We start from the raw sequence: 24898 nt of genomic DNA, 5'->3' as shown, positions 1-24898 counted from the left end.
GGCTCGAGCGCTATCCGCTCGCCGGTCAGGCGCCGATCACGCCGCCGTCTTCCCGAGTGATGACCATCACCGAAGAGCGGGGCTGACCATCCGGTCGTTGCTCCGGGAACTGGGAACCGCCTTCCTCGCCAGGGTGCTGGATGCCGACGAACATCGTCCGGTAGTCCGGCGAGAAGGCCAGGCCGGTGACCTCGCAGCCGACCGGGCCGACCAGGAAACGGCGCATCTCGCCGCTACGCGGATCGGCGCAGAGCATCTGGTTGTTGCCCATGCCCTCGTAGTCACCCTTGTTGCTGTACTTGCCGTCGGTGAGTACCCACAGCCGGCCGGCAGCGTCGAAGCCCAGGCCATCGGGGCTGTTGAACATGTTCTCGGCATTGATCTGCTGGGAGCCGGCTTCCGGCGTGCCCGGGTGCACCTTGGGATTGCCGGCGATGACGAAGAGGTCCCAGTCGAAACTCAAGGCCGCGGCATCGTCACCGCTCTCGCGCCAGCGCACGATCTGGCCGTAGAGGTTATTGGCGCGGGGATTGGGGCCACCCACCGGCATGCCGTCTTCACCGCGCTTGGTGTTGTTGGTCAGGGTGCAGTAGACCTGGCCGTCCTTGGGGCTGACGGCGATCCACTCGGGTCGGTCCATGCGCGTGGCGCCGACCTGGCTACCGGCCTGGCGGGCGTGGATGAGCACCTCGGCCTGGCTGGCGAAGCCGTTGGCGGCGGTGAGGCCGTTCTCGCCATGCACCAGCGGCAGCCACTGGCCGCGGCCCTTGGGACGGTTCGGGTCGCGGTCGCCCTCGTCGAAGCGGGCGACATAGAGGGTGCCGTGGTCGAGCAGGTCGCGATTGGCCTTGGGGTCGTCCTGCAGGCGGTCGCGGCTGACGAACTTGTAGATGAATTCGCCACGTTCGTCGTCGCCCATGTAGACCACCACGCGGCCATCACGGGTGCGGGCGAGGGCGGCGTTCTCGTGCTTGAAGCGACCCAGGGCGGTGCGCTTGACCGGCTTGGCCTGGGGATCGAAGGGATCGATCTCGGTGATCCAGCCGTGGCGGTTGAGTTCGTTGGGATTCTGCGCCAAGTCGAAACGATCGTCGTGCAGGTGCCAGTCGTTCTCCACGCTGGCGTGCTTGACGCTGTAGCGCTTCTGGGCCGCATCGAATTTCAGGTTGGCGTCGCGGCTGCCAAAGACATCGGTGAAGTTCTCTTCGCAGGTCAGATAGGTGTGCCAGGGGGTGGCGCCGCTGGAGCAGTTCTGGAAGGTACCCAATACTTCGCGTCCGGCCGAGTCGGCGGCGGTCTTGAGCAGGTCGTGGCCAGCAGCCGGACCGCTGACGGCGATGGGCGTATTGCCATGCACCCGGCGGTTGTAAGGCGAGCCCTGGACGAAGTGCCATTGGCCGTCCACGCGCTTCACCTCGATCACCGAGACGCCCTCGGCGGCCTGAGCCTTGCGGGTGTCTTCCAGGGACTTGGGCGGCGTGCCGTGGCTGAGCAGATAGCGGTAGTTGGTGTATTCGTTGTTGATCGCCATCAGCGCCCGGTCCGGATCGTCCGGGAAGGGATAGAAGGCCATGCCATCGTTGTTGTCACCGAACTGCACGGCCTGGTCGGCGGCGCTGGGGCTGCCATCGGGGCGGAAGGCCGGGCCATCGGTGTGCAGTGGCTGGCCCCAACTGATGAGCACGCTGGCGCGATAGCCGGGCGGCACCACCAGGGTGTCGGCGGTGGAAGCCGGGATGTTGGCGAAGCCGATCAGGGGATTGCCCGAGGCCTCGCTGACGGCGTCGGCCAGAGCACTGCGACCGAGCAGGCCACCGCCAAGGAACAGGGCGGCACCGGCGAGGGCACCCGCGCCGATGAAGCGTCGGCGGCTGAGGTGGACGAGGCGTTCGAGATCAGTCTGGTCGTTGTGCATGCGGATGGCTCCCTCACGGTGTGCAGGCGAGGCTAGTCAGACTAAATGACGTTTTGGTGACAGCGGCTAGTCGCCGGGTGGTGGTGTCCGCGCCAGGCAATAGACATCGACCCGCCCGGCGCCAGCGCGCTTGAGCAGGCGCGCCAGGCTGTCGGCGGTGGCGCCGGTAGTGAGGACGTCGTCCACCAAAGCCAGATGGCGACCCTCCAGCTGGGCGTCCTGCACCAGGGCGAAGGCCTGTTTGAGATTGCGCCGCCGCTCGCTGGCGCTCAGGCCTTGCTGGCTGTGCTGTTCCTGCACCCGCTGCAACAATCCGCCATCCACCGGCAGTTGCAGGGCCTGGCCGAGCCAGTTGGCCAGCAGGGCGGCCTGGTTGGAGCCGCGCTGGTGCAGGCGCAAGGGTGAGAGCGGAACCGGCAGCAACAATTCCGGGCGTGGCTGGCCTTCGTCGAACAGGTGCTGCAGATGCCGCGCCAGCAGCGTCCCGGCCACGCGACCGAGACTGCCCTGGTCGCGATGCTTGAATCTGTTGATCAGGGTGTCGACTGGAAAGGCATAGCGCCAGGGCGCCAGTACCTGGTCGAAGGCCGGCGGCCCGGCCAGGCAGTTGCCGCAGAGCAGGCCGTCCACCGGCAGGGGCAGGGCGCAGCATTGGCAATGGGGCCCAAGCCAGGGCAATTCGCTGTCGCAGCCTTCGCACAGCGGCAGTCCGGCCGGAAGCCAGGCGGCGCAGAGGGCGCAACTGGTCCCGGGCCGCAGGCGTTGCCAGTGGCGCTTCATTACCTGGGAGAGCGGTGGGGGCATGACGGCATCCGTGCCGAGCGAGAGCCCTACTGTGCCAGGCGGCGCGCCTGGCGACCAGTCAGCCGCGGATCAGCCAGCTCATCACCATGAGGCCAAGAATCAGCCAGATGACGCCACCCACCACCGAGCGCGCCATGAAGGCCCGTACCGCGGCGTAGAGCAGCAACAGGCCGATGGCCAGGACCACGAAGCTGATATAGGAGTCGTCCATGCCGATAGAGCGGGCCATGCCATGGAGGAAGTCGTGCACGGCATCGGCAAGGCCGCCCAGGACCGAACCGAACAGATCGATGATGAAACGGATGACCTGGCCGAGCGCAGCGCCGAGCCAGTCGAAGAAGCCTTCAGTACGCATGGATGTTCCCGGATCCTTGGCAATGTCCCTTGGAACCCGCGAAGCCCGCCGGGTTCGCTGGTGATCCGCGCTACACTGCGCGTTTTCCGCAGTGTCTCTCAAGTTCCTAGTGATGACAGCTACCGACGCGCTACCCCTGATCCTGCTTCCCGGCCTGCTCTGTGACAGGCGTCTCTGGGCCATCCAGGCCGCCGACCTGGCCGATACCTGCCCGGTGCTTATCCCCGATCTCACCCGCGATCTGGGTATCGCCGCCCTGGCGCGCCGGGTGCTGGCCGAGGCGCCGCCGCGCTTCGCCTTGGGCGCCCTGTCCATGGGCGGCTACGTGGCCTTCGAGATTCTGCGCCAGGCGCCGGAGCGGGTGGTGCGGCTGGCGCTGTTCGACACCATGGCCAGCCCGGATGCCCCCGAGCGCGCCGCCCAGCGCCGCGCCATGCTTGATCTGGCCGAACGCGGGCGCTTTCTCGGCATCAGTCCGCAACTGCTGCCGCGCCTGATCCACGCCTCGCGCCTGGGCACGCCGGTCGCTGACACCGTGCTGGCCATGGGCAAGGCGGTGGGCAAGGAAGCCTTTCTGCGTCAGCAGCAGTCGATCATCGACCGCCCCGATTCGCGGCCGACCCTGGCGCAGATCCGCATACCGACCCTGATCGTGGTCGGCGCCCAGGACCAGCTCACCCCGCCGGCTGAAGCCGAACTCATGCACGCCGGTATCCAGGACTCGCGGCTGGTGGTACTGGACAGCTGCGGCCACCTGCCGCCGCTGGAACTGCCGGAGCGGACCACGGCGCTGCTGCGGGAATGGCTGGCCTGACCCCTCGTCGCGGGCGCTGAACCCGGGCGGCAGGCGGGCCTCCATTGGCAAAGCCTTGAGGGAGTTCCGTATGTCGCGTCGTCCACCGCTGTCCGTCCTTTCCCTGGTGCTGGGCCTCGCCCCCACTGCCGTGGCCCTGGCCGCGCCGGTGGGAACCGGTCAGCCCGAGCACCTGTACTTCGCCGATGACGGCGTCATCCCCAACAGCCGCCTGCCCGTGCTCCTCTATCGCCAGGTTCCTCTGGAAGGAACCGACCGCGCGGCGGCGCTGGAGCGACTGTTCGCCGACAACGCCTGGCCTCCGCAGTGGCGCTATGGCGTCTACGACTACCATCACTATCACCCCAATGCCCATGAGGCCCTGGGTGTGGCGCGCGGCCAGGCGCGGCTGCGTCTTGGCGGCGAGCAGGGGCAGGATGTGGCGGTGACCGCGGGTGATGTGGTGGTACTGCCGGCGGGTACCGGGCACCGCAATCTGGAGTCCAGTGCGGACTTCCTGGTGGTGGGCGCTTATCCACCCGATCAACAGGATTTCATCACCCAACGCGCCGATTCGGCCGCCCATGCGCGTTCGGTCGAACTGATCGCCCAGGTGCCCTTGCCCACGAGCGACCCGGTGAGCGGGCGCGAGGGCGCGCTGCCCACGCTGTGGCGCTAACAGAGTCGCGTCAGGGTGGCTTCGTCCGGCTGGCCGGCGAAAAAGGTCTTCAGCGCCTGGCGAAAGGGTTCGGGGTCTTCGGCCACGGCGGCGAAGAGGGTCAGGCAGGAATGGAATTTGAGATCGTCCGGCTGGCCGAACAGCGCCGTGGCCGACAGCTGCGGATGCTCCAGCGCGGCGGCGGTGATCTCCCGCAGCCGCGGTCCCAGCAGCGGGTGCGCCAGGTAGGCACTGGCCTCGTCGCGGGAGGCGATGGCGTAGCGCTGCGCCGTCTCGCTGCGGCCCAGCCCCTGGATCTGCGGAAAGATGAACCACATCCAGTGACTGCGCTTGCGCCCGGCGCGGATCTCCGCCAGGGCGGTGGCATAGGTGTCGGCCTGGGCGTCGAGGAAGCGTTGCAGATCGTGAGCGGCGGGCATGGCAAAACTCCGGGCCTTTTGCCTATCGGCAGATGGACCCGGAGGAAGTGCCGGCCAAGGGACGAGCGGTCTAGCCTCGCACCGCGCGATAGGCCGGTTCACCGCCTTCGCTGACCTCGTCCAGATCGATGCGCGAGGTCTCGGGCAGACTCAGGCCGCCGATCAGGCCGAGCAGGGCGATCAGGATCAGGTAGAGCGCCGGCGAGAGATTGCTGCCGGTGGTGCCGATCAGCCAGGTCGCCATCAGTGGCGCGGTGCCGCCGAAGATGGTGTAGGCCAGGTTGTAGGTAATGGCGCCCGCGGTGTAGCGGGTGCGGGTCGGAAAGATCTCGCTGAGCAGCGGCGCGGTCACCACGTTACACAGTACCGCGCCGGCGCCCAGCAACAGGGAGCCCAGCAGGGCACTGCCGAACTGGCCGCTGCTGGCCAGCAGCAGCGCCGGATAGACGCCTACCGCCAATACCAGGCTGGCCAGCACCGTGGTCATGCGCCGCCCGATGCGATCGGTGACGCGCCCCAGCACCGGACAGGCGGCCGCGGCGGCGAACAGGGTGATCAGGCTGATGGCCAGGGCCGCGGCCCGGTCGAAGCCGCCGGCCAGTTGCAGGTAGGTGGAGAAGTAGGTGGTGAACATATAGAAGGACAGCGCCGTCAGCGAGATGAAGGCGCCCAGGCGCAGGATCGAGCGACCCTGCAGCCGGAGCGTCTCGCCCAGCGGCGAATGGCTGACCTCATGGTCGGCTTCCAGCGCCTGGAAGGCCGGCGTCTCGTCCAGCTTCAGGCGCAAGTAGAGGCCGATCAGACCCAGCGGCGCGGCGGCCAGGAAGGGGATGCGCCAGCCCCAGTCGGCCATGACCGCGGCGCCCAGCAGCCGCTCCAGTCCCCAGGCGGTCAGGGCGGCGCTGGCGAAGGCGAGAAAGGTCGAGACCGGCACGAAGCTGCCATAGCGTCCGCGACGATCGCGCGGCGAATGCTCCATCACGTAGGCGCAGGCGCCGGCGTATTCGCCCCCGGCGGAAAAGCCCTGGGCGCAACGGATCAGCGTCAGCAGGATCGGTGCCCAGATGCCGATGGTGGCGTAGCTGGGCAGGATGCCGATCAGGGCGGTGGCGCCGGCCATGATCAGGATGGTCAGCGCCAGGGTACGCTTGCGGCCGATGCGGTCGCCCAGCAGGCCGAAGACGATGCCGCCCAATGGGCGAAAGGCGAAGGCCACGGCAAAGACGGCAAAGGTCTTGAGCAGGCCGGCAGTGGCATCCCCACTGGGAAAGAAGTGCGCCGCGAGCAGAGTGGCGAGAAAGCCGTAGAGGGCGAAATCGAACCATTCGACGAAGTTGCCGATGGACGCGGCGGAGATGACCTTGCGCAGGGTGGCGGGTGAAACGGGGGTCGCTGTCTGGCTCATGGCGGGCCTCAGGAAAGGGAGGAGACGGAGGCAGAAATGAAGCGCCTGGTTTTATTGTCATGAAGTCGGGGCGTACCGCAGGATCGACCCTAGTCCTTTTCCCGTGATCGAGCAGTCCCGCCAGCGACTTGTCCACCGTTGGAACCGACTTCAGGAGCCCAGCCATGCCCATGACCACCACCTATGCGGAGCGGGAACCCGCCCGCGCCGACGTCGATGCCCTGCCCGGGGTGACCCTGCTGGAATTCGGCGCACCCTGGTGCGGCCACTGTCGCGCCGCCCAGCCGCTGCTTGCCACGGCCCTGGCAGAGCATCCCACCGTGCGCCATCTCAAGATCGAGGATGGCTCCGGGCGCCGCCTGGGGCGCTCTTTCCGCGTCAAGCTCTGGCCGACCTTGATCGTCTTCAAGGAAGGCCAGGAGCTGGCGCGGCTGGTACGCCCGAACGGGGCGGCAGAACTGCGCGAAGCCCTGGCCCTGGCGGACTGACCGGTCGTTCCGCTCGTCCTCGCCGCGCTTGACAAGGCCGGGGCTGGAACATTAGTTTCAAACGACTGTTTAAACGCCCTGGCGGCGGGTCCGTAGCGACGCTGCCGCCACCCTCGACAACAAGCATTCGCAAAGAGGTAACAGTCATGCCCGATTACAAAGCCCCCCTGCGGGACATCCGCTTCGTTCGCGACGAACTCCTGGGCTATGACGCGCACTACCAGAGCCTGCCCGGTTGCGGCGATGCCACCCCGGACATGGTTTCCGCCATCCTCGAAGAGGGCGCCAAGTTTTGCGAACAGGTCCTGGCGCCGCTCAATCGCATCGGCGACCAGCAGGGCTGCACCTGGAGCGAAGAGGGCGTGAAGACCCCCGATGGCTTCAAGGAAGCCTATGCCCAGTTCGTCGAGGGCGGCTGGCCGAGCCTGGCGCACAACCCGGCCCACGGTGGCCAGGGCCTGCCCGAGTCCCTCGGCATCTCCCTGTCGGAAATGGTCGGCCAGGCCAACTGGTCCTGGGGCATGTATCCCGGTCTGTCCCACGGCGCCATGAACACCCTGGAGCAGCACGGCACCGACGAGCAGAAGCACACCTACCTTGAAAAGCTGGTGACCGGCGAATGGACCGGCACCATGTGCCTGACCGAACCCCACTGCGGTTCCGACCTGGGCATGCTGCGCACCAAGGCCGAGCCGCGTGCGGACGGCAGCTACGCCATCACCGGCACCAAGATCTTCATCTCCGCCGGTGAGCACGACATGGCCGAGAACATCGTCCACATCGTGCTGGCCCGCCTGCCCGATGCTCCTGCCGGCACCAAGGGCATCTCGCTGTTCATCGTGCCCAAGCGCCTGCCCGACGCCAGCGGCGCGGCCGGCGAGCGCAACGCCGTGCACTGCGGTTCCCTCGAACACAAGATGGGCATCCACGGCAACGCCACCTGCGTGATGAACTTCGACGGCGCCACCGGTTTCCTGATCGGCCCGCCGAACCGTGGCCTGAACTGCATGTTCACCTTCATGAACTTCGCTCGCGTCGGTACCGCCCTGCAGGGTCTGGCCCATGCCGAGGTGGCGTTCCAGGGTGGTCTGAAGTACGCCCGCGAGCGTTTGCAGATGAGATCCCTGACCGGTCCCAAGGCGCCCGAGAAGCCTGCCGATCCGATCATCGTGCACCCCGACGTGCGCCGCATGCTGCTGACCATCAAGGCCTTCGCCGAAGGCAGCCGGGCGATGATCTACTACACCGCCAAGCTGGTGGACATCCTCAAGTACAGCCAGGACGAAGAGCAGAAGCAGCAGGCCGAGACCCAGATGGCCTTCCTCACTCCCATCGCCAAGGCTTTCATGACCGAGGTCGGCTTCGAGGCGGCGAGCCACGGCGTGCAGATCTATGGCGGCCACGGCTATATCGCCGAGTGGGGTATGGAGCAGAACCTACGCGATGCGCGCATCGCCATGCTCTATGAGGGCACCACCGGCATCCAGGCCATCGACCTGCTGGGTCGCAAGGTGCTGATGACCCAGGGTGAGTCGCTCAAGGCCTTCACCAAGGTGGTGCACAAGTTCTGCCAGGCTCAGGCCGAGAATGCCGACCTCAAGGCCTTCGTCGAGCCGCTGGCCAAGCTGAACAAGGAGTGGGGCGAGATCACCCTCAAGGTCGGCATGGCCGCCATGAAGGATCGCGAGGAGGTGGGTGCCGCCGCCGTCGACTACCTGATGTACTCCGGCTATGTCTGCCTGGCCTACTTCTGGGCCGACATGGCCCGGGTCGCCGCCGAGAAGCTGGCCGCCGGTACCGACGAGGCCGCCTTCTACCAGGCCAAGCTGGCCACCGCGCGCTTCTACTACGAGCGCCTGCTTCCTCGTACCCGGGCCCATGCCGAGGCGCTGCTGGCCGGTGCCGGCAGCCTGATGGCCCTGGCCGAGGAAGACTTCGCGCTCGGTTACTAAGGGTACGAAGCTCCTCTGAAAACCCCGCTCCGGCGGGGTTTTCGCTTTTTCACGCATGCGAAAAAGCCAGCCGGCGCGGACCTCTGATCGGCTGACCGCCAGGTCAGATCATGAACCTATGTCTCCCTTCCGGTTCGGTCTTACACTCGAGTCATACCGACAAGAACACCTTCCGAGGAGACTCGACATGGCTGACTACACCCCGCCGCTTCGCGATATCCGTTTCGTGCTGGATGCCGTCCTCAAGGTCAAGGACCACTGGAGTCAGTGGCCTGCCCTGGCCGAGGTGGTGGATGGCGAGACCGCCGATGCCATCCTCGAAGAAGCCGGCAAGCTGTGCGCCCAGGAACTGGCGCCGCTCAATCGTAATTCCGATGAAGAAGGCTGCCACTGGAAAGACGGCGAAGTGACCACCCCCCAGGGTTTCCGCCAGGCCTACCAGGCCTTTGCCGAAGGTGGCTGGGTCGGGGTCGGTGGCGATCCCGAATACGGCGGTATGGGCATGCCCAAGGTGCTTACCGCCCAGGTCGAGGAGATGATGCACGCCAGCTGCCTGGCCTTCGGTCTCTATCCGATGCTCAGCGCTGGCGCCTGTCTGGCCCTGCACGCCCATGGCAGCGAGGCGCTCAAGCAGGCCTACCTTCCCAACCTCTACAGCGGCCAGTGGGCCGGCTCCATGTGCCTGACCGAGCCCCATGCCGGCACCGACCTGGGCCTGATCCGCACCCGCGCCGAACCCCAGGCCGACGGCAGTTACCGGGTCACCGGCACCAAGATCTTCATCACCGCCGGCGAGCACGACCTCACCGAGAACATCGTCCATCTGGTGCTGGCCAAGCTGCCCGATGCTCCGGCCGGCTCGCGGGGCATCTCGCTGTTCCTGGTGCCCAAGATCCTGGTGGACGAGGCGGGTGCCCTGGGCGCGCGCAACGCCGTGGCCTGTGGCTCCCTGGAACACAAGATGGGCATCAAGGGCGCCGCCACCTGCGTGATGAACTTCGATGGCGCGGTCGGCTATCTGGTGGGCGAGGTCAACAAGGGCCTGGCCGCCATGTTCACCATGATGAACTACGAGCGCCTGGGCGTTGGCATCCAGGGCCTGGGGTCGAGCGAGCGCTCCTACCAGAATGCCCTGGCCTATGCCCGCGAGCGCCTGCAGAGCCGCTCGCCTGCCGGTATCCAGCAGGCCGCCAAGAACGCCGATCCCATCATCGTTCACCCTGACGTGCGCCGCATGCTGCTGACCATGAAGGCCCTGAACGAAGGCGGCCGGCTGTTCTCCAGCTATGTCGCCCTGCAACTTGACACCGCCAAGTACAGCCCCGAGCCCGTCGAGCGCGAACGCGCCGAAGCCCTGGTGGCGCTGTTGACCCCGGTCGCCAAGGGCTTCCTCACCGATCTCGGCCTGGAACTCTGCGTCGCGGGTCAGCAGGTGTTCGGCGGCCATGGCTACATCCGTGAATGGGGCCAGGAGCAGTTGGTGCGTGACGTGCGCATCACCCAGATCTACGAAGGCACCAATGGCATCCAGGCCCTCGACCTGGTCGGCCGCAAGCTGGCCGGCAGTCGTGGCGCCCTCTACCGGCCCTTCAGCGAAGAGGTCCACGGCTATCTCGCCAGCCTGCCGGCGGACAGCGAATTCGCCGCACCCCTGCGCCAGGCCCTGGATCAACTGGATGGCGCGACCGAGTGGCTGCTGCAGGCGGGTACCACCGACCCTCATGAGCTCGGCGCCGCCTCGGTGGATTACCTGCATCTGTTCGGCTATGTCGCCTATGCCTATCTCTGGGCACGGGCCGCGGCGGCTGCTGCGGATCAGGAAGCCAGCTTCGCCGAAGCCAAGCTGGCCACTGCACGCTTCTATTTCGCCCGCCTGCTGCCGCGCACCCTGAGCTTGGCCGCCGCCGTGCGCAGTGGCGCCCAGCCGCTCTACGCCCTGGCTGAGGAGGCCTTCTAAGCGATTGACCGGCAAGGTGAAAAGCCATGCGGTGTAAGCTTTGGCTTACATGACGTCGCCGCGATAAGCCATCGCCTAGTCCATGGGAGCTGCGTAATCTACACCCATCGGATCGCGGTACAGGATGTACCCAGCGCTCCAGATGATTTCAAGGAAATGTGGCCAGGATGGCCCCCCGGCAAGGATGTCGGGCAGAGACTTACAGGGATAGATGGCCAAGGATTGGCGGCCCGACAAGGATGTCGGGTTAAGTCTGCGAAACCCCGCTTCGGCGGGGTTTTTTATTGCCTGCCGGAACCTGATTCGGGCGTACCAGTCTTAGAGGCATCTTCTTGCCCACCCACTACTGGAGCCTGAAATGGACCTCATCCGCCTTATCTTTGCCATCATCCTCCCTCCCGTGGGCGTCTTCCTGCAGGTTGGCTTCGGCGGTGCCTTCTGGCTGAACATCCTGTTGACGCTGCTGGGTTACATTCCGGGTATCATCCATGCCGTCTGGGTGATTGCCCGTCGCTGACCAGAGGCGCGGACGCGCGTTGCGTGTCTCGATCGATCAGTTGAGCTGCGAGCCCGCTGCAACGGAGGCGACGACGCCAGCGCCGCTGGTGTCCACGTCCGGCCAGCGCGTGTTCTGCAGGCTTTTCGAAAGAACCCTGCCAAGGCGTGGCAGGGTTCTGATCGGTCTTCGGTCGTGTCTCGGCGGATGACGGCAATCCCGCTGACAGAGGCCTAGCCGCCGCCGACCGTTTCGTCCTGTACAAGGCTTTCAGACCCCATGAATCGCGAGTCGCCCCTCGATCAGAAGCACTTCAGCCAGATCCTCAAGCGCAATCTTTCCCTGCCCCTGAGTATCGGTGTCTTCAGCGCGATTTTCTTCATCGCCATCATCTATTACCTACTGAAAGTTACCCAGTGGGTCGAGCACACCGACCGCGTCATCAGCGAGGCCAACGCCAACTTCCGCCTGGTGGTCGATCTGGAAACCGGGATGCGCGGCTATCTGCTGAGCGGCAATACCAGCTTTCTGCAGCCTTATGAGCGCGCCTTGCCCAATGTCGAGCCGCAACTCGATGAGCTGAAGAATCTGGTCAGCGACAGTGCCGTGCAGATTCGCCGACTGGAGCGGATCGAGGCGGTGCACCGCGAGTGGCGCCAATACGCCAGCCAGGTGATCGAGGCGCGCCGCATTGGGGGGGATTTCCAGACACCGCTGAGCGATGGTCAGGGCAAGAATCGCATCGACAGCATCCGACGCGACTACACCGACTTCATCGCCTACGAAGAGCAGATGCGCGCCGAGCGCACCGAGACGGCCAGCCGCATGACGGTGATCTTCGTCGCCGCCTTCCTCATCGTCAGCCTGCTGTTGTCGGGCATCATGGCCTTCTTTGGTCGCCGGGAACTCATGCGGCTCTCCGCGACCTATACCCGGCTGCTCGATCAGCAGGCCGAGCACACCGACAACCTGGAGCGGCAGAGCTGGTTCCGCTCCGGCCAGAATCAGCTGTCGGAAGCGGTCATCGGCCAGGCGTCGCTGGCGCCGCTGGGCCAGAGCATCCTGCAATTCCTGGCGCGCTATCTGGGCGCCGCGGCCGGCGCGCTCTATGTGCGTCTCGACGATGGCAGCCTGGAGCGCGTCGCCGACTATGCCCTGGACGACGAGGGGCGCCGCCGTCGCCAGCGCCTGGCACCGGGCGAGGGCCTGGCCGGTCAGGCCGTCCTGGACGGTCGCCCCATGGCGCTCGACCAGCTGCCCGTCGACTACCTCAAGGTCAACTCGGCGCTGGGTGAACGCCAGGCCAGCGCGGCGCTCATCGTACCCATCGAGAACGATGGCCGGGTGAATGGCGTGGTGGAACTGGGTTTCCTGCGTGCCCTGCGTCCGCAGGACGAAGAACTACTGACCCTGATCGCCGATTCCATCGGCTCCTCGGTGGAAGCCGCGCGCTATCGCCAGCGCCTGCAGCAGGTGCTGGCGGAAACCCAGCAGCTCAACGAAGAACTGCAGGTGCAGCAGGAAGAGCTGCGCACCGCCAACGAAGAGCTGGAAGAGCAGTCCCAGGCACTGAAGGAATCCCAGGTCCATCTGGAACAGCAGCAGGCCGAACTGGAGCAGACCAACGAGCAGCTCTCCGAACAGGCCCAGGAGCTCCTGCAGCAGCGCGACGTGCTGGACGACCGCAACAACCGTCTCAACGAAGCCCAGCAATTGCTGGAAGACCGGGCACGCGAGCTGGAGCGGGCCAGCCAGTACAAGTCCGAATTCCTGGCGAACATGTCCCATGAATTGCGTACGCCGCTGAACAGTTCGCTGATCCTGTCCAAGCTGCTGGCGGACAACCCCGCCGGCAACCTGAGCACCGAGCAGGTGCGCTATGCCGAGTCCATCTACTCGGCGGGCAACGACCTGCTCACCCTGATCAACGACATCCTCGACATCTCCAAGGTCGAGGCCGGCATGCTGGAGATCCGCCCGGAGCAGATGTCCGTGCGCCGCCTGGTGGAAGCCCTGAAGACCGCCTTCGAGCCGGTGGCCCAGAACAAGGGCGTCGCCTTCGTGGTGGAGCTGGACGAGCGGATGCCGCCGGCCTTCTTCAGCGATCGCCAGCGGGTCGAGCAGATCCTCAAGAACCTGCTGTCCAACGCCTTCAAGTTCACCGAACACGGCCAGGTCAGCCTGCGCCTGTCCCTGCAAGACGGTCAGCCCAGCTTCGCGGTGAGCGATACCGGCATCGGCATCGCCGCCGAGCAGCAGGAGCTGATCTTCGAGGCCTTCCGCCAGGCGGATGGCGCCATCACCCGTCGCTACGGCGGCACCGGTCTGGGACTGTCAATCTCCCGCGACCTGGCGCTACTGCTGGGAGGCACCCTGAGCGTCACCAGCCAGCCGGGCGAGGGCAGCACCTTCACCCTGCGTCTGCCGCTGGAGTACCAGGAAGCCGCCGCGCCCAGCCTGCCGGTGACACCGATCATGGCTCCGGCCCAAGCCGCCACGCCGGCCGCCACAACGCCCGCGCCTTTGGCGACCCTGGCCGCCACCCCGCGTCCGGCCGCGCCGCCGCCGGTCACCGAGGCCGCGGCACCCGTGGGCGCCGCCTTCGCCGACGACCGCGACAGCTGGCCCTATCCGGATCGTCGGGTGCTGGTGATCGAAGACGAGGTGCCCTTCGCGCAGATCCTCTTCGATCTCGCCCACGAACTGAAGTACAGCTGCCTGGTCGCCCACCGCGCCGAGGAAGGCTTCGCCGCGGCGCTGGAATACCGCCCCGACGCCATCCTGCTCGACATGGGCCTGCCGGATCATTCCGGTCTCACGGTGCTGGAGCGGCTCAAGGAAAATCCCCTGACCCGCCACATCCCGGTACACGTGGTCTCGGCCTCGGATCGCATCGAGACCGCCATGCACATGGGCGCGGTCGGCTACGCCATCAAGCCCACCACCCGCGACGAACTGCGCGAGGCCTTCACCCGCCTGGAAGCCAAGTTCGCCGCCGGCATCAAGCGGGTGCTGCTGGTGGAGGACGACGCCCTCCAGCGCGACAGCATCGCCAAGCTGATCGGCGACGTGGACGTGGAGATCACCGCGGTGGAGATGGGCAGCCAGGCCCTGGAGCTGCTGCGCGACGAGGTCTACGACTGCATGGTCATCGACCTCAAGCTGCCCGACATGGAGGGCGGCGAATTGCTCGAACGCATGGCCAGCGAGGACATCTGCTCCTTCCCGCCGGTCATCGTCTACACCGGTCGCAGCCTGACCCGTGACGAAGAAGCGGCGCTGCTCAAGTATTCGCGCTCCATCATCATCAAGGGCGCGCGCTCGCCGGAGCGGCTGCTGGACGAGGTGACCCTGTTCCTGCACAAGATCGAGGCCGACATGCCGCTCGATCGCCAGCGCATGCTGGAAAGCGCTCGCAGCCGCGAGAAGGCCTTCGACGGCCGCACCCTGCTGCTGGTGGACGACGACGTGCGCAACATCTTCGCCCTCACCAGCGCCCTGGAGCAGAAGGGCGCCAAGGTGGAGATCGCCCGCAACGGCCTGGAAGCGCTGGAGAAGCTCGACAACAGCGACACCATCGACCTGGTGCTGATGGACATCATGATGCCGATGATGGACGGCTACGAAGCCATGCGCGAGATCCGCAAGCGGCCGCACATGAAGAAGCTGCCGATCATCGCCATCACCGCCAAGGCCATGAAGGACGACCAGGAGCGCTGCCTCGCCGCCGGCGCCAGCGACTACCTGGCCAAGCCCATCGATCTGGACCGGCTGTTCTCGCTGATCCGCGTCTGGATGCCGTCGCTGGAGCGCCTCTAGGTCATGAGCGAACGGCTGCAGGACATCGAGCTGAGGTTGCTGCTGGAAGGCATCTTCCTGAGATACAGCCACGACTTTCGCAATTACTCCAAGGCCTCGCTCAAGCGGCGGGTGCTGCAGGCGCTGACGCGCTTCGACTGCCCGAGCATCTCAACGCTGCAGGAGCGGGTCCTGCGCGATCCGGCGCTGTTCGCCGAGCTGCTGCAGTTCATCACCATCCCGGTGAGCGAGATGTTTCGCGATCCGGGCTACTTCCTCGCCCTGCGTCAGCAGGTGGTGCCGGTGCTGCGCACCTATCCTTCGCTCAAGGTATGGATCGCCGGTTGCAGCACCGGCGAGGAAGTCTTCTCCATGGCCATCCTGTTCCAGGAAGAGGGGCTGCTCGACCGTACGCTCTTCTATGCCACCGACATCAATCCGCGCTCCATGGAAAAGGCTCGCCAGGGCATCTTTCCGCTGGAGCGGATGCGCGCCTACACCGCCAGCTACCAGAAGGCCGGCGGTACCCGCGCCTTTTCCGACTACTACACCGCGGCCTACGACGGCGCCCTGTTCGACAAGTCGCTGATCGCCAACGTGACCTTCGCCGACCACAGCCTGGCCACCGACAGCGTCTTTTCCGAGACCCAGCTGGTGTCCTGCCGCAACGTGCTCATCTACTTCAACAAGAATCTGCAGAATCGGGCGCTCGGCCTATTCCACGAGTCCCTGAGTCATCGCGGCTTTCTCGGCCTGGGCAGCAAGGAGTCGCTGGACTTCTCCGCCTATGCCGGTCACTTCGAGCCGGTGGTGAAGCAGGAACGGCTGTTCCGCAGGCTCTAGCATGTTCCCGCCCCGCAAACCTTTGCGCCTCATCGTCATCGGAGCCTCGGCCGGCGGGCTGCAGGTGCTGCTGCGTCTGCTCTCGCCCCTGCCGGCCAGTTTTCGCCTGCCGCTGGCGGTGGTGCTGCACCTGCCGGACGACCGCAATTCGCGCCTGGCCGAGCTGTTCCAGGCGCGGCTCGCCCTGCAGGTGCGTGAAGCCGAGGACAAGGACGCTATACTGCCGGGCACCCTGTATTTCGCGCCGCCGGGTTATCACCTGCTGGTGGAGGACGACTTCACCCTGTCGCTGTCACGCGATGAGCCGGTGCAGTTTTCCCGGCCGTCCATCGATGTCTTGTTCGAAAGCGCGGCCGATGCCCTGGGCGAGCAGGTCTGCGGCGTCTTGCTCACCGGTGCCAACCACGACGGCGCCAGCGGCCTGCATGCCCTGGCTCAGAACGGCGCGGTGACCGTCGTCCAGTCGCCGCAATCGGCCGAGGTGCCGACCATGCCCGAGGCGGCGTTGAAGAGATTCCACCCGGATTTCGTGCTGGATGTGCCGGGCATCCATCTATTGCTCACCGAGCTGGAACGCGACCATGGCTGATGTACCCGTCGAACAGGCGAAGATCCTGCTCGTAGACGACCTGCCGGAGAATCTCCTGGCACTGGAAGCCCTGCTGCGCAGCGAGGCGCTGGAGATCTTCCAGGCCACCTCCGCCGAAGCCGCGTTGGAGCTCCTGCTGATGCACGAGTTCGCCCTGGCGATCCTCGATGTGCAGATGCCGGGCATGAACGGCTTCGAACTGGCGGAAATGATGCGCGGCCTGGAAAAGACTCGGCACATTCCCATCGTCTTCGTCAGCGCCGCCGGCCGCGATCTCAACTATGCCTTCAAGGGCTACGAGAGCGGTGCGGTGGACTTCCTGCACAAGCCCCTCGACGTCCATGCGGTCAAGAGCAAGACCCGGGTCTTCGTCGATCTCTACTGGCATCGCAAGCGTCTGGCCGAGCAGCTGGTGGCCCTGGAACAGAGTCGCCAGGAGCAGGAGATCCTGCTAGCCGAGTTGCGCCAGACCCAAGTGGAGCTGCAGCAGGCGGTGCGCACCCGGGACGACTTCATGTCCATGGTCTCCCACGAACTCAAGACCCCGCTCAACACCCTGATGCTCGAAGCCCAGCTGCGTCGCATGTACCTGGACAAGGGCAAACTGGAAGCCTTCACCCCCGACAAGCTGGCCGGCATGGCCGAGCGCGACGAGCGGCAGATCCAGCGTCTGGTGCACCTGATCGACGACATGCTCGACATCTCGCGCATCCGCACCGGCAAGCTGTCCATCCGTCCCACGCAGTGCGATCTCGCCGCTCTGGTCAACACCGTGGTGGACAGCTTCGCCTCGCAATTCGCCGCCGCCGGCTGTCCGGTGGAGCTGCACGCCGAAGGCCCGGCGCCTGGCTTCTGGGACGAATTCCGCATCGAGCAGGTGATCACCAACCTGCTGACCAACGCCATGAGATACGGCGCCGGCCGCCCGGTGGAAATCTCCCTGCGCGGCGATGGGGCCGAGGTGGAACTCAGCGTCAAGGACCATGGCATCGGCATCCCAGTGGAGCACCAGGCGCTGATCTTCCGCCAGTTCGAGCGCGCCAGCGGTACCGAGAACATCGCCGGCCTGGGCCTGGGGCTCTATATCGCCGACCAGATTGTCAAGGCGCACCGCGGCAGCCTGCACGTGGAAAGCATCGCCGGACAGGGCGCGACGTTCCGGCTACGGCTGCCCTGCCTGTCCGCTTAGGTAGCATTGACAGGACTCCAGGCGCTCGCGAGAATCGCGAAAAGAGGTGGGATGTCGTACCTCTTGCCAGATAACTCCATAAGAAGGCGCCCAGTCATGTCCGAAGTTTCCTCGTCTCGTTTCCATCGACTCCTGCTCACCGGCGCCGCCGGCGGCCTGGGCAAGGAGCTGCGCCAGCGGCTCAAGCCCCATGCCGAGATCCTGCGCCTGTCCGATATCGCGCCGATGGATGCGGCCCAGGGGTCAGCGGAAGAGGTGGTTATCTGCGACCTGGCGGACAAGGCCGGCGTCCATGCCCTGGTGGAAGGCGTCGATGCCATCCTGCACTTTGGCGGCATCTCCACCGAGCACGCCTTCGAGCCCATCCTCGAAGCCAACATCCGCGGCACCTTCAACCTCTATGAGGCCGCACGGCGCCACGGGGTGAAGCGCATCATCTTCGCCAGCTCCAACCATGTCATCGGCTTCTACCGCCAGGACCAGCGCATCGACGCCAGCGTGCCCCAACGTCCAGACAGCTACTACGGCCTGTCCAAAGCCTTTGGCGAAGACCTGGCGACGTTCTATTTCGATCGCTATGGCATCGAGACGGTGAGCATCCGCATCGGCTCCTCCTTTCCCGAAGCGCAGAACCGCCGCATGCTCGCCACCTGGCTGAGCTACGAAGACCTGACCGACCTCATCCTGCGCAGCCTGACCACCCCGGACGTCGGCCACACCATCGTCTATGGCGCCTCCGACAATCGCGACATTTGGTGGGACAACCGCCTGGCCGCGCACCTGGGCTTCCAGCCCAAGGACAACTCCGAGCAGTTCCGCGCCAAGGTCGAGGCCCAGCCCATGCCGGCGGCGGACGATCCGTCGCTGGTCTACCAGGGCGGTGCCTTCGTCGCCACCGGCCCCTTCGACGACTGAGGGTGGCTGCCATGACCGCTGAACTACTGGTCGATGCCCGCAACGCCACCGGCGAGTGCCCGGTGTGGCACGTTGCCGAACAGGCGCTCTACTGGGTCGACATCCCGGCCAAACGCCTGCACCGCTGGACTCCGGCGGGTGCCCTGGACAGCTGGAGCGCAGCGGAGATGCTCGCCTGCATTGCCGCCCGCGAGGGCGGCGGCTGGCTCGCCGGTCTGGAAAGCGGCCTCTTCGCGCTGCAGACCGAAGCCTCCGGCCAGCTCAGCGGGGAGCGCCTGGTCACCCTCGACCATGCGCAGCCGGCCATGAGATGCAACGACGGTCGCTGCGATCGCCAGGGCCGTTTCCTGGTGGGCACCATGGTGCAGGACATGGCCCAGGGCGCGACCGCTGGGCGCCTCTACAGCCATACCGCAGGAGAGGGTGCCCGATTGCTGCTGGACGATCTCATCGTCCCCAACGGCTTGGCCCTGAGTCCCGATGGCCGCACCCTCTACCTGTCCGACTCCCATCCCAGCCGTCAGCTGATCTGGGCCTTCGATTACGATTCCGATACGGGCACCCCCAGCAATCGGCGACTGTTCGTCGACATGAACGCCCATCCCGGCCGGCCTGACGGCGCCGCGGTGGATGTGGACGGCTGCTACTGGATCTGCGGCAACGATGCCGGCCTGATCCATCGCTTCACCCCGGACGGCCGCCTGGACCGCTCCCTGGCCGTGCCGGTCAAGAAGCCGGCCATGTGCGCCTTTGGCGGGCGCAACCTGGACACCCTGTTCGTCACCTCCATCCGCCCGGGCGGGGATCTCGCCGACCAGCCCCTGGCCGGCGGGCTGTTCGCCCTGGATCCCGGGGTGCAGGGTTTGCCCGAGCCCACCTTCGCGGGCTGAGCGGCAGGCGAACTCAGCTGCAGCAGGACTCCTGGAGGGAGGAGTCCTGGCTCGCCCGCTGACCGGCGCCTGATAGTCCCAGGACACCGGTTGTCATGCTTTTGTCATGAGTGGCGGCAGGGGTTGAGTCCGGGCGGCTTATAATCAAAGCCTACCCGCCGCAAATCGCCGCCATGACCCCTTCACCCGCGCTCCGCCCCACCGCCCGTTACTACGGCCTGGAATGGCTGAGATTCCTCATGGCGCTGTACATGGTCGTCTACCACCTGGGCGGGCTCTACAGCGATCTGCCGGACGCCTTCCGCCGCCTGGCCGGCATGGGCTTCTTCGCCACCAGCACCTTCTTCCTGCTCTCCGGTTTCCTGCTGGCCCATGTCAGCCTGGATCGCCAGGGCACGCTCAAGGGCAGCTCCCGTGGCTTCGTCCTGCGGCGGCTGTGCAACCTCTATCCCATCCACCTGCTCACCCTGCTGGTGGCGCTGGGCCTGTCCTACTGGCTGTCCCAGGATTCCTGGCTGGAGCACGGGGTGCCGGTCTACTACAACCAGCATCCCTATCTGCAGCTGGAGGAGGGTAGCGCGCTGGACGAGATGCTGCCACTGTCCTGGCTGGCCGCCACCACCCATGTGCTCCTGCAGCTGCTCCTGCTGCAATCCTGGGAGCCGCGCTTTCTCTGGCTCAACGGTGCCGCCTGGTCGATCTCGGCACTGCTGTTCTTCTACCTGCTGTTCCCGCTGCTCGGCCCGCGCCTGATGCGCTTGCGTCGCTGGGCCCTGGCTGCCGCCGTGCTCTGGGGGCTCTATCTGCTCGGCCCGCTGCTGGCCACCTGGGCCCAGGCCTTCGATACCGTCACCGTGGGCGTCATCCACCGCAATCCGCTGATCCGCCTGCCGGAATTCCTGCTTGGCATCCTGCTCTATCGCGCCGTGCAGGAGCCCTGGGTGGCCGAGACGACCCAGCGCCTACGCCTGCCGCTGCTGCTGTTCGGCCTGACCGGCCTGTGGCTGGGCGCCCTGCTGCTGGAAGGCGATGGCCGCCGCTGGTTCTACCTGGTCCACAATGGCCTGCTCACGCCCTTCCAGGCCGCCGTGCTGCTGGCCTGCGCCACCTTCGGTGAGCCCGGCCGCGCCGGCGTGCGCCGCCTGGCCCAGCGCCTCGGCGAGGCATCACTGTGCATCTTCGCCGTCCACACCCCGCTGATCGGCGTGCTCGAACCCTGGACCCGCACCCTGCTGGGCTGGATGCACCTGGCCGGCGACAGCCTCGAAGACCTGGCAGAAGACGTCGGCGAGGTGCTGGCGCTGCCCATCCCCATCCCCGGTTGGATGCTGCCGCTGCACCTGGTGCTCATCGTCCTGCTCGGCCTGGCCATGCAGCGCTGGGTAGCCGGTCCGCTGCGCCGCTGGCTGCAGGCGCGGTTGCCCCGGTCTTAAGGAGGCGTTAAGTAGACCCGGCTAGCCTCGCCGCAGGAATCCGCAGCGGAGCTGAGCCTTGTCCAGCGAATACGAAGTCCACGGCCCCCACGACCACGAGGTGGAACACGCCGCCCACGGCGCCCATCGCCGCGACAGCCTCACCGGCCGCATTGCCGTCACCACCGCCATTCTGGCGACGCTAGGCGCGCTCTGCGCCTACCAGGGCGGCAACGCCGAGAGCCTGGCGCTCTACTACAAGAATGAAGAAGCCATCGCCAAGACCGAAGCCGCCAACCAGTGGGGCTACTACCAGGCCAAGGGCGAAAAACAGAACCTCGCCGACCTCGGCGCTGCCCTCGCGACCAACCCCGACACCGCCCAGCGCTTTACCCAGGACAGCCAACGCTACGCCCAGCAGAAAGCCGAGATCCGTACCAAGGCCGAAGCCCTGGAAGCCAAGGTCGATGCCAACGAAGCCCTGAGCGAAACCCAACTCCACCGCCACCACCGCTGGGCCCAGGCCACCATGCTGATGCAGGTCGCCATCTCCCTGGCCGCCATCACCCTGCTGACGCGGCGGCGCTGGCTGCAGGCGGCGGGGGGAGGGGTGGTAGTTGGAGTGTTGGCGTTGCTGCACGTGTGAACGTCAGAAGCATGAACGGCTAGGTGCAGGCATCAAAAACATGCGCAATGCGCAGCTCTTGGAAGGTGGTTGGTCCACGCGGACTCAACCGGGGATCAAAGAATTATGTCACTTGGAAGTACTACAAACTGATTTAAGGCGTGAGTAGCTTGCTGTAAATGCTGTAATCCTTAACTGGCGCTGCTTCTAGCCCTAAGTAGCCGTCAGCAAAATAGCTGGAGGCTTTATGGTGTACCTCCAATGTACTTGCTTTTTAACAACATCCTCCTTCTCTAAAAGGCAACTCTAGGATTAAGCCAGGAAGGGAAGCTTAACTGAATAATTGTTGGCGAGGGCAATTGAAATAAAGGTTCTACATTCTCAGCCTAGATCAATCATAGCTCTATGGTATACATCCATAGTCGTTTAAGGCCGCGCGTAGTCTCTCTAGAATATGTCTTGCACTCAGGCAGCAGCATCGTTACCGCTCCTCGGAACCGGCCTTCCAATTGCCAGTATAAGGCGAAACCTAAAGCCTGTACTTTCGTAGAGAGCGGTGAGATATAAATGTTAGCGTTTAAGCCTTGGCGATCTATGTCATAAACTAATTCGCTAATTATGCCAGCAGTGGAAAAGGGATCGTTAGCAGGTGCGAATCGCCTGTTAGACGTCCAAGTGCTGGCAAGTGCGGCCGCTCCTCCATCGGATGACCTAACAGCACTTTGTTGATACATGTCGGGGCTTAAAGAAGGAAATGAAAAAATAGGAAATACAGTCGAACTTTCTTTATGGTCAACAACTTCGCTGATTAGTTTGTGATCATAGCCCACGCCAAGAATTAGACAATCTTGCGACTGTGAGTTAATACTACTAGCCATTCCGCGAACCGGTCTAGGAAAGCCTGATGTGGAAGTGCTGAAAGTAGTATCTTCTTGCTTGAGATAAGAAACTGGTTCTGAATACAAAGTGATAAAATTTCGCACGCCTATGTGTGCAAATTTAGCGATTAGAAAAACTAAAACATGCCGCATGAAACCGGTTATATCTATGCCGATCTTTTTACCGTTTAGATCTCCAAGGTCTGCAAGTAATAAATTGACCTGGATTATTTCATCTATTTGGGTGGGGCAAACTTTAAGTTCGCCTTCAGGTTGCTCAATGGGCGCATATCCATATTCAGGGTGAATTAGCCAGATTTTTTTGTCTGCACGTATTTCTCTAAATACGTCATTGACGCGATCGCTATTGTTGTATGCCGATATAAATATGTCAAACTCTGGGACTTCATACGAAATTCTGTCAATTCGGATAGGGCGACGGTAGAATAGCGAGTAGTCGGTCATCAAAAAAGCTCGCCTTGCTGCTGATCGTTAACGCCGGGTTTGATAAAAGAATTCCACTTAGTGTTTAAGGTCCGTAGTAGCAGATCAAAATCACTTTTACGATCAGTGTCCAAAATGCAGCATAGTAGCTCTCTGTTCAAGCTGAGATCTCCGCGTCTGCTTAACGGTAGCCCCCATTTAGGGGATAGCAAAGGATTAAGCTGAATCTTTCGGTTTACTTTCTGACTATTACGATCAGGACGCCCGTCTGATATTTCAAAGACAAAAGAGTAATTTAGCGCACTTTGTAAGACTTTTTTAGCCTGATCTGTTAAGTCTGCTTCCGAGAAACTAACAGCAAGCGGAGAAACTTCAGGGATGTTTAAAGCGTAACGTGCCGTTCGTAGTACAGTTGCAAGTCTTGTTGTTGCTGTTCGAGCCAAGTCAGACTCGCTTCCGAAGTTCGTATCAGACTCATACATGAACCTCGCCGCTTCGTGAGCCGCCTCAGTTTGCATTGAAACAGGAATTGGTGCGCCGTTAATAAAATCAAGGCCTTTGAATGCCGCGATTTCATAAGCCTTACCTAGTACCGTCAATAAACTTCTCGGGTTGCCAGACGCCATTTTAACGAAGTTGTCGAAGCCAAAATAGGGGACTGCGCCAAGGGTTTCTGACTCACGACATAATTGAGCGAGAATATCATTCGCGTAGTGGCCATAAGCTGTGATGTAGTACTCCTTGGCAGCTTCGCGATTTTTGATAAATATTTCGGCGTCGTCGCGGATGCTTTGAGCAAAATCTAGCGATTTATAACTTTTCTTCATTTTTTTGAAAAAAAGAAGTATGTTGAGTTTTTTTATTATTAGCGGGAAGCCCTCTGTCAGCACCTGCCAGAGTGTGCTTGCGATGGCTAAGTCAGCTTCGCTAGACGTCGACGGAGTTATCGCATCAAAGAAACTTTTTTTGAAATTTCGCTCTGCGGAAGATAAATTAAAACTTTCTACGGCTGAACTGTAGAGCTCGCCAGTTGATATCTCTTCAAAACAAAATTTCGGATTGAATTCTACCCGCTTAGGATCATTTGGCTCTAATTTGAAGCCGGCCGATTGTAATCGCTTGATTACAAATTTATGAGCGAACTCGGAGAACCTTGAGTGCTCTTTGAGTAGTATGTCATCAAGGAAAGTAGTTCTGAATTCCGAGTTTTCCCTGTTCTCTTCGCCATTGGCGAGTGTTGTATGTGTTTTGACTGCATAGCGGCGGCCGGTAACGCGGAAAGTGGCTAATCCTTCGCCGTATCGGATTAGTGTGTTGATTACTTGCTGTTGGCCGAAAGAGAAGTTTTCCACCTCGTCAATCAAGTATATTAGTGGCAATCTATTAAGGGAGTCATGCCATTTTCGGGCAGCGCGACCAAGGGGTAGCGATAACGAGCCTATAGAAAAAGGTGCCTTTACATCCAGTTTTCCGGTAAATGCAGCATTGTTGACAGCGTCATCAATAGTCCGTCTTTGTAAAGTTGCCCAACTTCGAATGTCCTCAACTGATAGGCATGTATTGATTGACTCATCGGTAACTGCTTGTTTGAGCTCCGCTATGAAGTCAATATCGGAAAAAGCTTCCTTGGGAGAGGTCGCTTTTATATCGCAAAGCGCATCTAATACGCTCTCTGCTAGGCGTAGCTCAAAATATATTCCGAATAATTGTTGCCACATTGGGACTGTTTCAGCTGTAGCCTCAAAGCGAGCAGCATCGAAAGCAGTTGCTCGAAGAAAAACTGCTAAAAAATTATGTTTCCGAATTATATCAATGCCGCTTTCGTTCGGTGCCCTTAAACGCACGGCAGGATAAGAGTAATATCGAAGAAGGTGTGTTTTACCTGTTCCTTTTCCGCCTAGTATAAATTTTGAACTACCGGATTTAGGCTCGATGATTTGGCTTATTATTTGAGATGAGCCTAATTCAACCCATAGAGAGTTAATCTGCTCATCTGTATAGTCGGATGCTTTAAATAGGGCAAAGGGGTTCTCTTGCATCATTTTCAGGTCA

21 protein-coding genes are annotated in these 24898 nt (G+C 63.2%); 14 read left to right on the top strand and 7 right to left on the bottom strand.

All coding sequences use genetic code 11. The features are described 5' to 3' along the window. Positions 1-25: 25 nt before the first annotated feature. The 3 genes from NRG74_RS15570 to NRG74_RS15560 all read right to left on the bottom strand — a co-directional run bounded on the left by NRG74_RS15570 (position 26) and on the right by NRG74_RS15560 (position 3074). The gene (locus NRG74_RS15570; RefSeq protein WP_257704725.1) at positions 26-1915 is read right to left on the bottom strand and encodes a PhoX family protein; all 1890 of its coding nucleotides are present in this window, start codon (positions 1913-1915) and stop codon (positions 26-28) included. Positions 1916-1981: 66 nt separating this feature from the next. After that, on the bottom strand, positions 1982-2695 hold the full coding sequence (locus NRG74_RS15565) for a ComF family protein (protein ID WP_437181195.1): 714 nt from the start codon (positions 2693-2695) through the stop codon (positions 1982-1984). 82 nt (positions 2696-2777) lie between these two features. Beyond that, positions 2778-3074 carry a hypothetical protein gene (locus NRG74_RS15560; protein WP_007159771.1) on the bottom strand — a complete coding sequence of 99 codons (297 nt, stop codon included), beginning with the start codon at positions 3072-3074 and terminating at the stop codon, positions 2778-2780. A gap of 112 nt (positions 3075-3186) precedes the next feature. On the opposite strand from NRG74_RS15560, the gene NRG74_RS15555 reads away from it, so the two are divergent. Together NRG74_RS15555 and NRG74_RS15550 are read left to right on the top strand one after the other, a co-directional pair. After that, positions 3187-3888, top strand: a complete 702-nt coding sequence (locus NRG74_RS15555; RefSeq protein ID WP_257704723.1) for an alpha/beta fold hydrolase — start codon at positions 3187-3189, stop codon at positions 3886-3888. Between the two features lie 70 nt (positions 3889-3958). Then, complete coding sequence (locus NRG74_RS15550) at positions 3959-4546, top strand: cupin domain-containing protein (protein ID WP_257704722.1); 588 nt, start codon at positions 3959-3961, stop codon at positions 4544-4546. Here NRG74_RS15550 and NRG74_RS15545 read toward each other — a convergent pair. Next, a complete protein-coding gene (locus NRG74_RS15545; protein WP_027600703.1) occupies positions 4543-4965 on the bottom strand; it encodes a DUF1810 domain-containing protein in 423 nt (140 codons plus the stop codon). The two genes, NRG74_RS15550 and NRG74_RS15545, sit on opposite strands and share 4 nt — an antisense overlap. A gap of 70 nt (positions 4966-5035) precedes the next feature. After that, positions 5036-6370: an MFS transporter gene (locus NRG74_RS15540; protein WP_257704721.1), complete on the bottom strand. Its 1335-nt coding sequence runs from the start codon at positions 6368-6370 to the stop codon at positions 5036-5038. Positions 6371-6534: 164 nt separating this feature from the next. Here NRG74_RS15540 and NRG74_RS15535 point away from each other — a divergent pair, with 164 nt between their 5' ends. From NRG74_RS15535 to NRG74_RS15480, 12 genes are all read left to right on the top strand, one after another. Further along, positions 6535-6858 (top strand): thioredoxin family protein, encoded by a 324-nt coding sequence (locus tag NRG74_RS15535; RefSeq protein WP_017639542.1) that lies wholly within the window; start codon positions 6535-6537, stop codon positions 6856-6858. Between the two features lie 146 nt (positions 6859-7004). Further along, complete coding sequence (locus NRG74_RS15530; RefSeq protein ID WP_017639541.1) at positions 7005-8810, top strand: phenylacyl-CoA dehydrogenase; 1806 nt, start codon at positions 7005-7007, stop codon at positions 8808-8810. A gap of 187 nt (positions 8811-8997) precedes the next feature. Further along, positions 8998-10767, top strand: coding sequence for an acyl-CoA dehydrogenase C-terminal domain-containing protein (locus NRG74_RS15525; RefSeq protein ID WP_257704720.1), 1770 nt, complete (start codon positions 8998-9000; stop codon positions 10765-10767). Positions 10768-11125: 358 nt separating this feature from the next. After that, complete coding sequence (locus NRG74_RS15520; protein WP_007159763.1) at positions 11126-11284, top strand: YqaE/Pmp3 family membrane protein; 159 nt, start codon at positions 11126-11128, stop codon at positions 11282-11284. Positions 11285-11542: 258 nt separating this feature from the next. Then, positions 11543-15082 (top strand): response regulator, encoded by a 3540-nt coding sequence (locus NRG74_RS15515; protein WP_257704719.1) that lies wholly within the window; start codon positions 11543-11545, stop codon positions 15080-15082. 3 nt (positions 15083-15085) lie between these two features. Next, a complete protein-coding gene (locus NRG74_RS15510) occupies positions 15086-15904 on the top strand; it encodes a CheR family methyltransferase (protein WP_017639538.1) in 819 nt (272 codons plus the stop codon). A gap of 1 nt (position 15905) precedes the next feature. After that, positions 15906-16493 (top strand): chemotaxis protein CheB, encoded by a 588-nt coding sequence (locus NRG74_RS15505; RefSeq protein WP_257704718.1) that lies wholly within the window; start codon positions 15906-15908, stop codon positions 16491-16493. Next, the gene (locus NRG74_RS15500) at positions 16486-17682 is read left to right on the top strand and encodes a hybrid sensor histidine kinase/response regulator (protein ID WP_257704717.1); all 1197 of its coding nucleotides are present in this window, start codon (positions 16486-16488) and stop codon (positions 17680-17682) included. Before NRG74_RS15505 ends, NRG74_RS15500 begins: the two co-directional genes overlap by 8 nt. A 96-nt stretch (positions 17683-17778) precedes the next feature. Next, positions 17779-18597 (top strand): NAD-dependent epimerase/dehydratase family protein, encoded by an 819-nt coding sequence (locus NRG74_RS15495; RefSeq protein ID WP_257704716.1) that lies wholly within the window; start codon positions 17779-17781, stop codon positions 18595-18597. An 11-nt stretch (positions 18598-18608) separates the two neighbouring features. After that, positions 18609-19487 carry an SMP-30/gluconolactonase/LRE family protein gene (locus NRG74_RS15490; protein WP_257704715.1) on the top strand — a complete coding sequence of 293 codons (879 nt, stop codon included), beginning with the start codon at positions 18609-18611 and terminating at the stop codon, positions 19485-19487. A 173-nt stretch (positions 19488-19660) separates the two neighbouring features. Then, a complete protein-coding gene (locus NRG74_RS15485; RefSeq protein WP_257704714.1) occupies positions 19661-20920 on the top strand; it encodes an acyltransferase family protein in 1260 nt (419 codons plus the stop codon). A gap of 58 nt (positions 20921-20978) precedes the next feature. Then, the gene (locus NRG74_RS15480) at positions 20979-21545 is read left to right on the top strand and encodes a DUF4337 domain-containing protein (protein ID WP_257704713.1); all 567 of its coding nucleotides are present in this window, start codon (positions 20979-20981) and stop codon (positions 21543-21545) included. A gap of 374 nt (positions 21546-21919) precedes the next feature. Here the strand turns inward: NRG74_RS15480 and NRG74_RS15475 are convergent, their stop codons facing one another. Both NRG74_RS15475 and NRG74_RS15470 read right to left on the bottom strand, forming a co-directional pair. Beyond that, on the bottom strand, positions 21920-22867 hold the full coding sequence (locus NRG74_RS15475; RefSeq protein ID WP_257704712.1) for a hypothetical protein: 948 nt from the start codon (positions 22865-22867) through the stop codon (positions 21920-21922). Then, positions 22867-24888 carry an ORC-CDC6 family AAA ATPase gene (locus tag NRG74_RS15470; protein WP_257704711.1) on the bottom strand — a complete coding sequence of 674 codons (2022 nt, stop codon included), beginning with the start codon at positions 24886-24888 and terminating at the stop codon, positions 22867-22869. The genes NRG74_RS15475 and NRG74_RS15470 overlap by 1 nt, the downstream gene beginning before the upstream one ends. Between the last annotated feature and the right edge of the window lie 10 nt (positions 24889-24898).

Source organism: Pseudomonas oryzihabitans, from assembly GCF_024652905.1.
Taxonomy (GTDB): domain Bacteria; phylum Pseudomonadota; class Gammaproteobacteria; order Pseudomonadales; family Pseudomonadaceae; genus Chryseomonas; species Chryseomonas benzopyrenica.
Note: the sequence above shows the minus strand (reverse complement) of the source record. Positions and strands in the feature narration are given on the sequence as shown.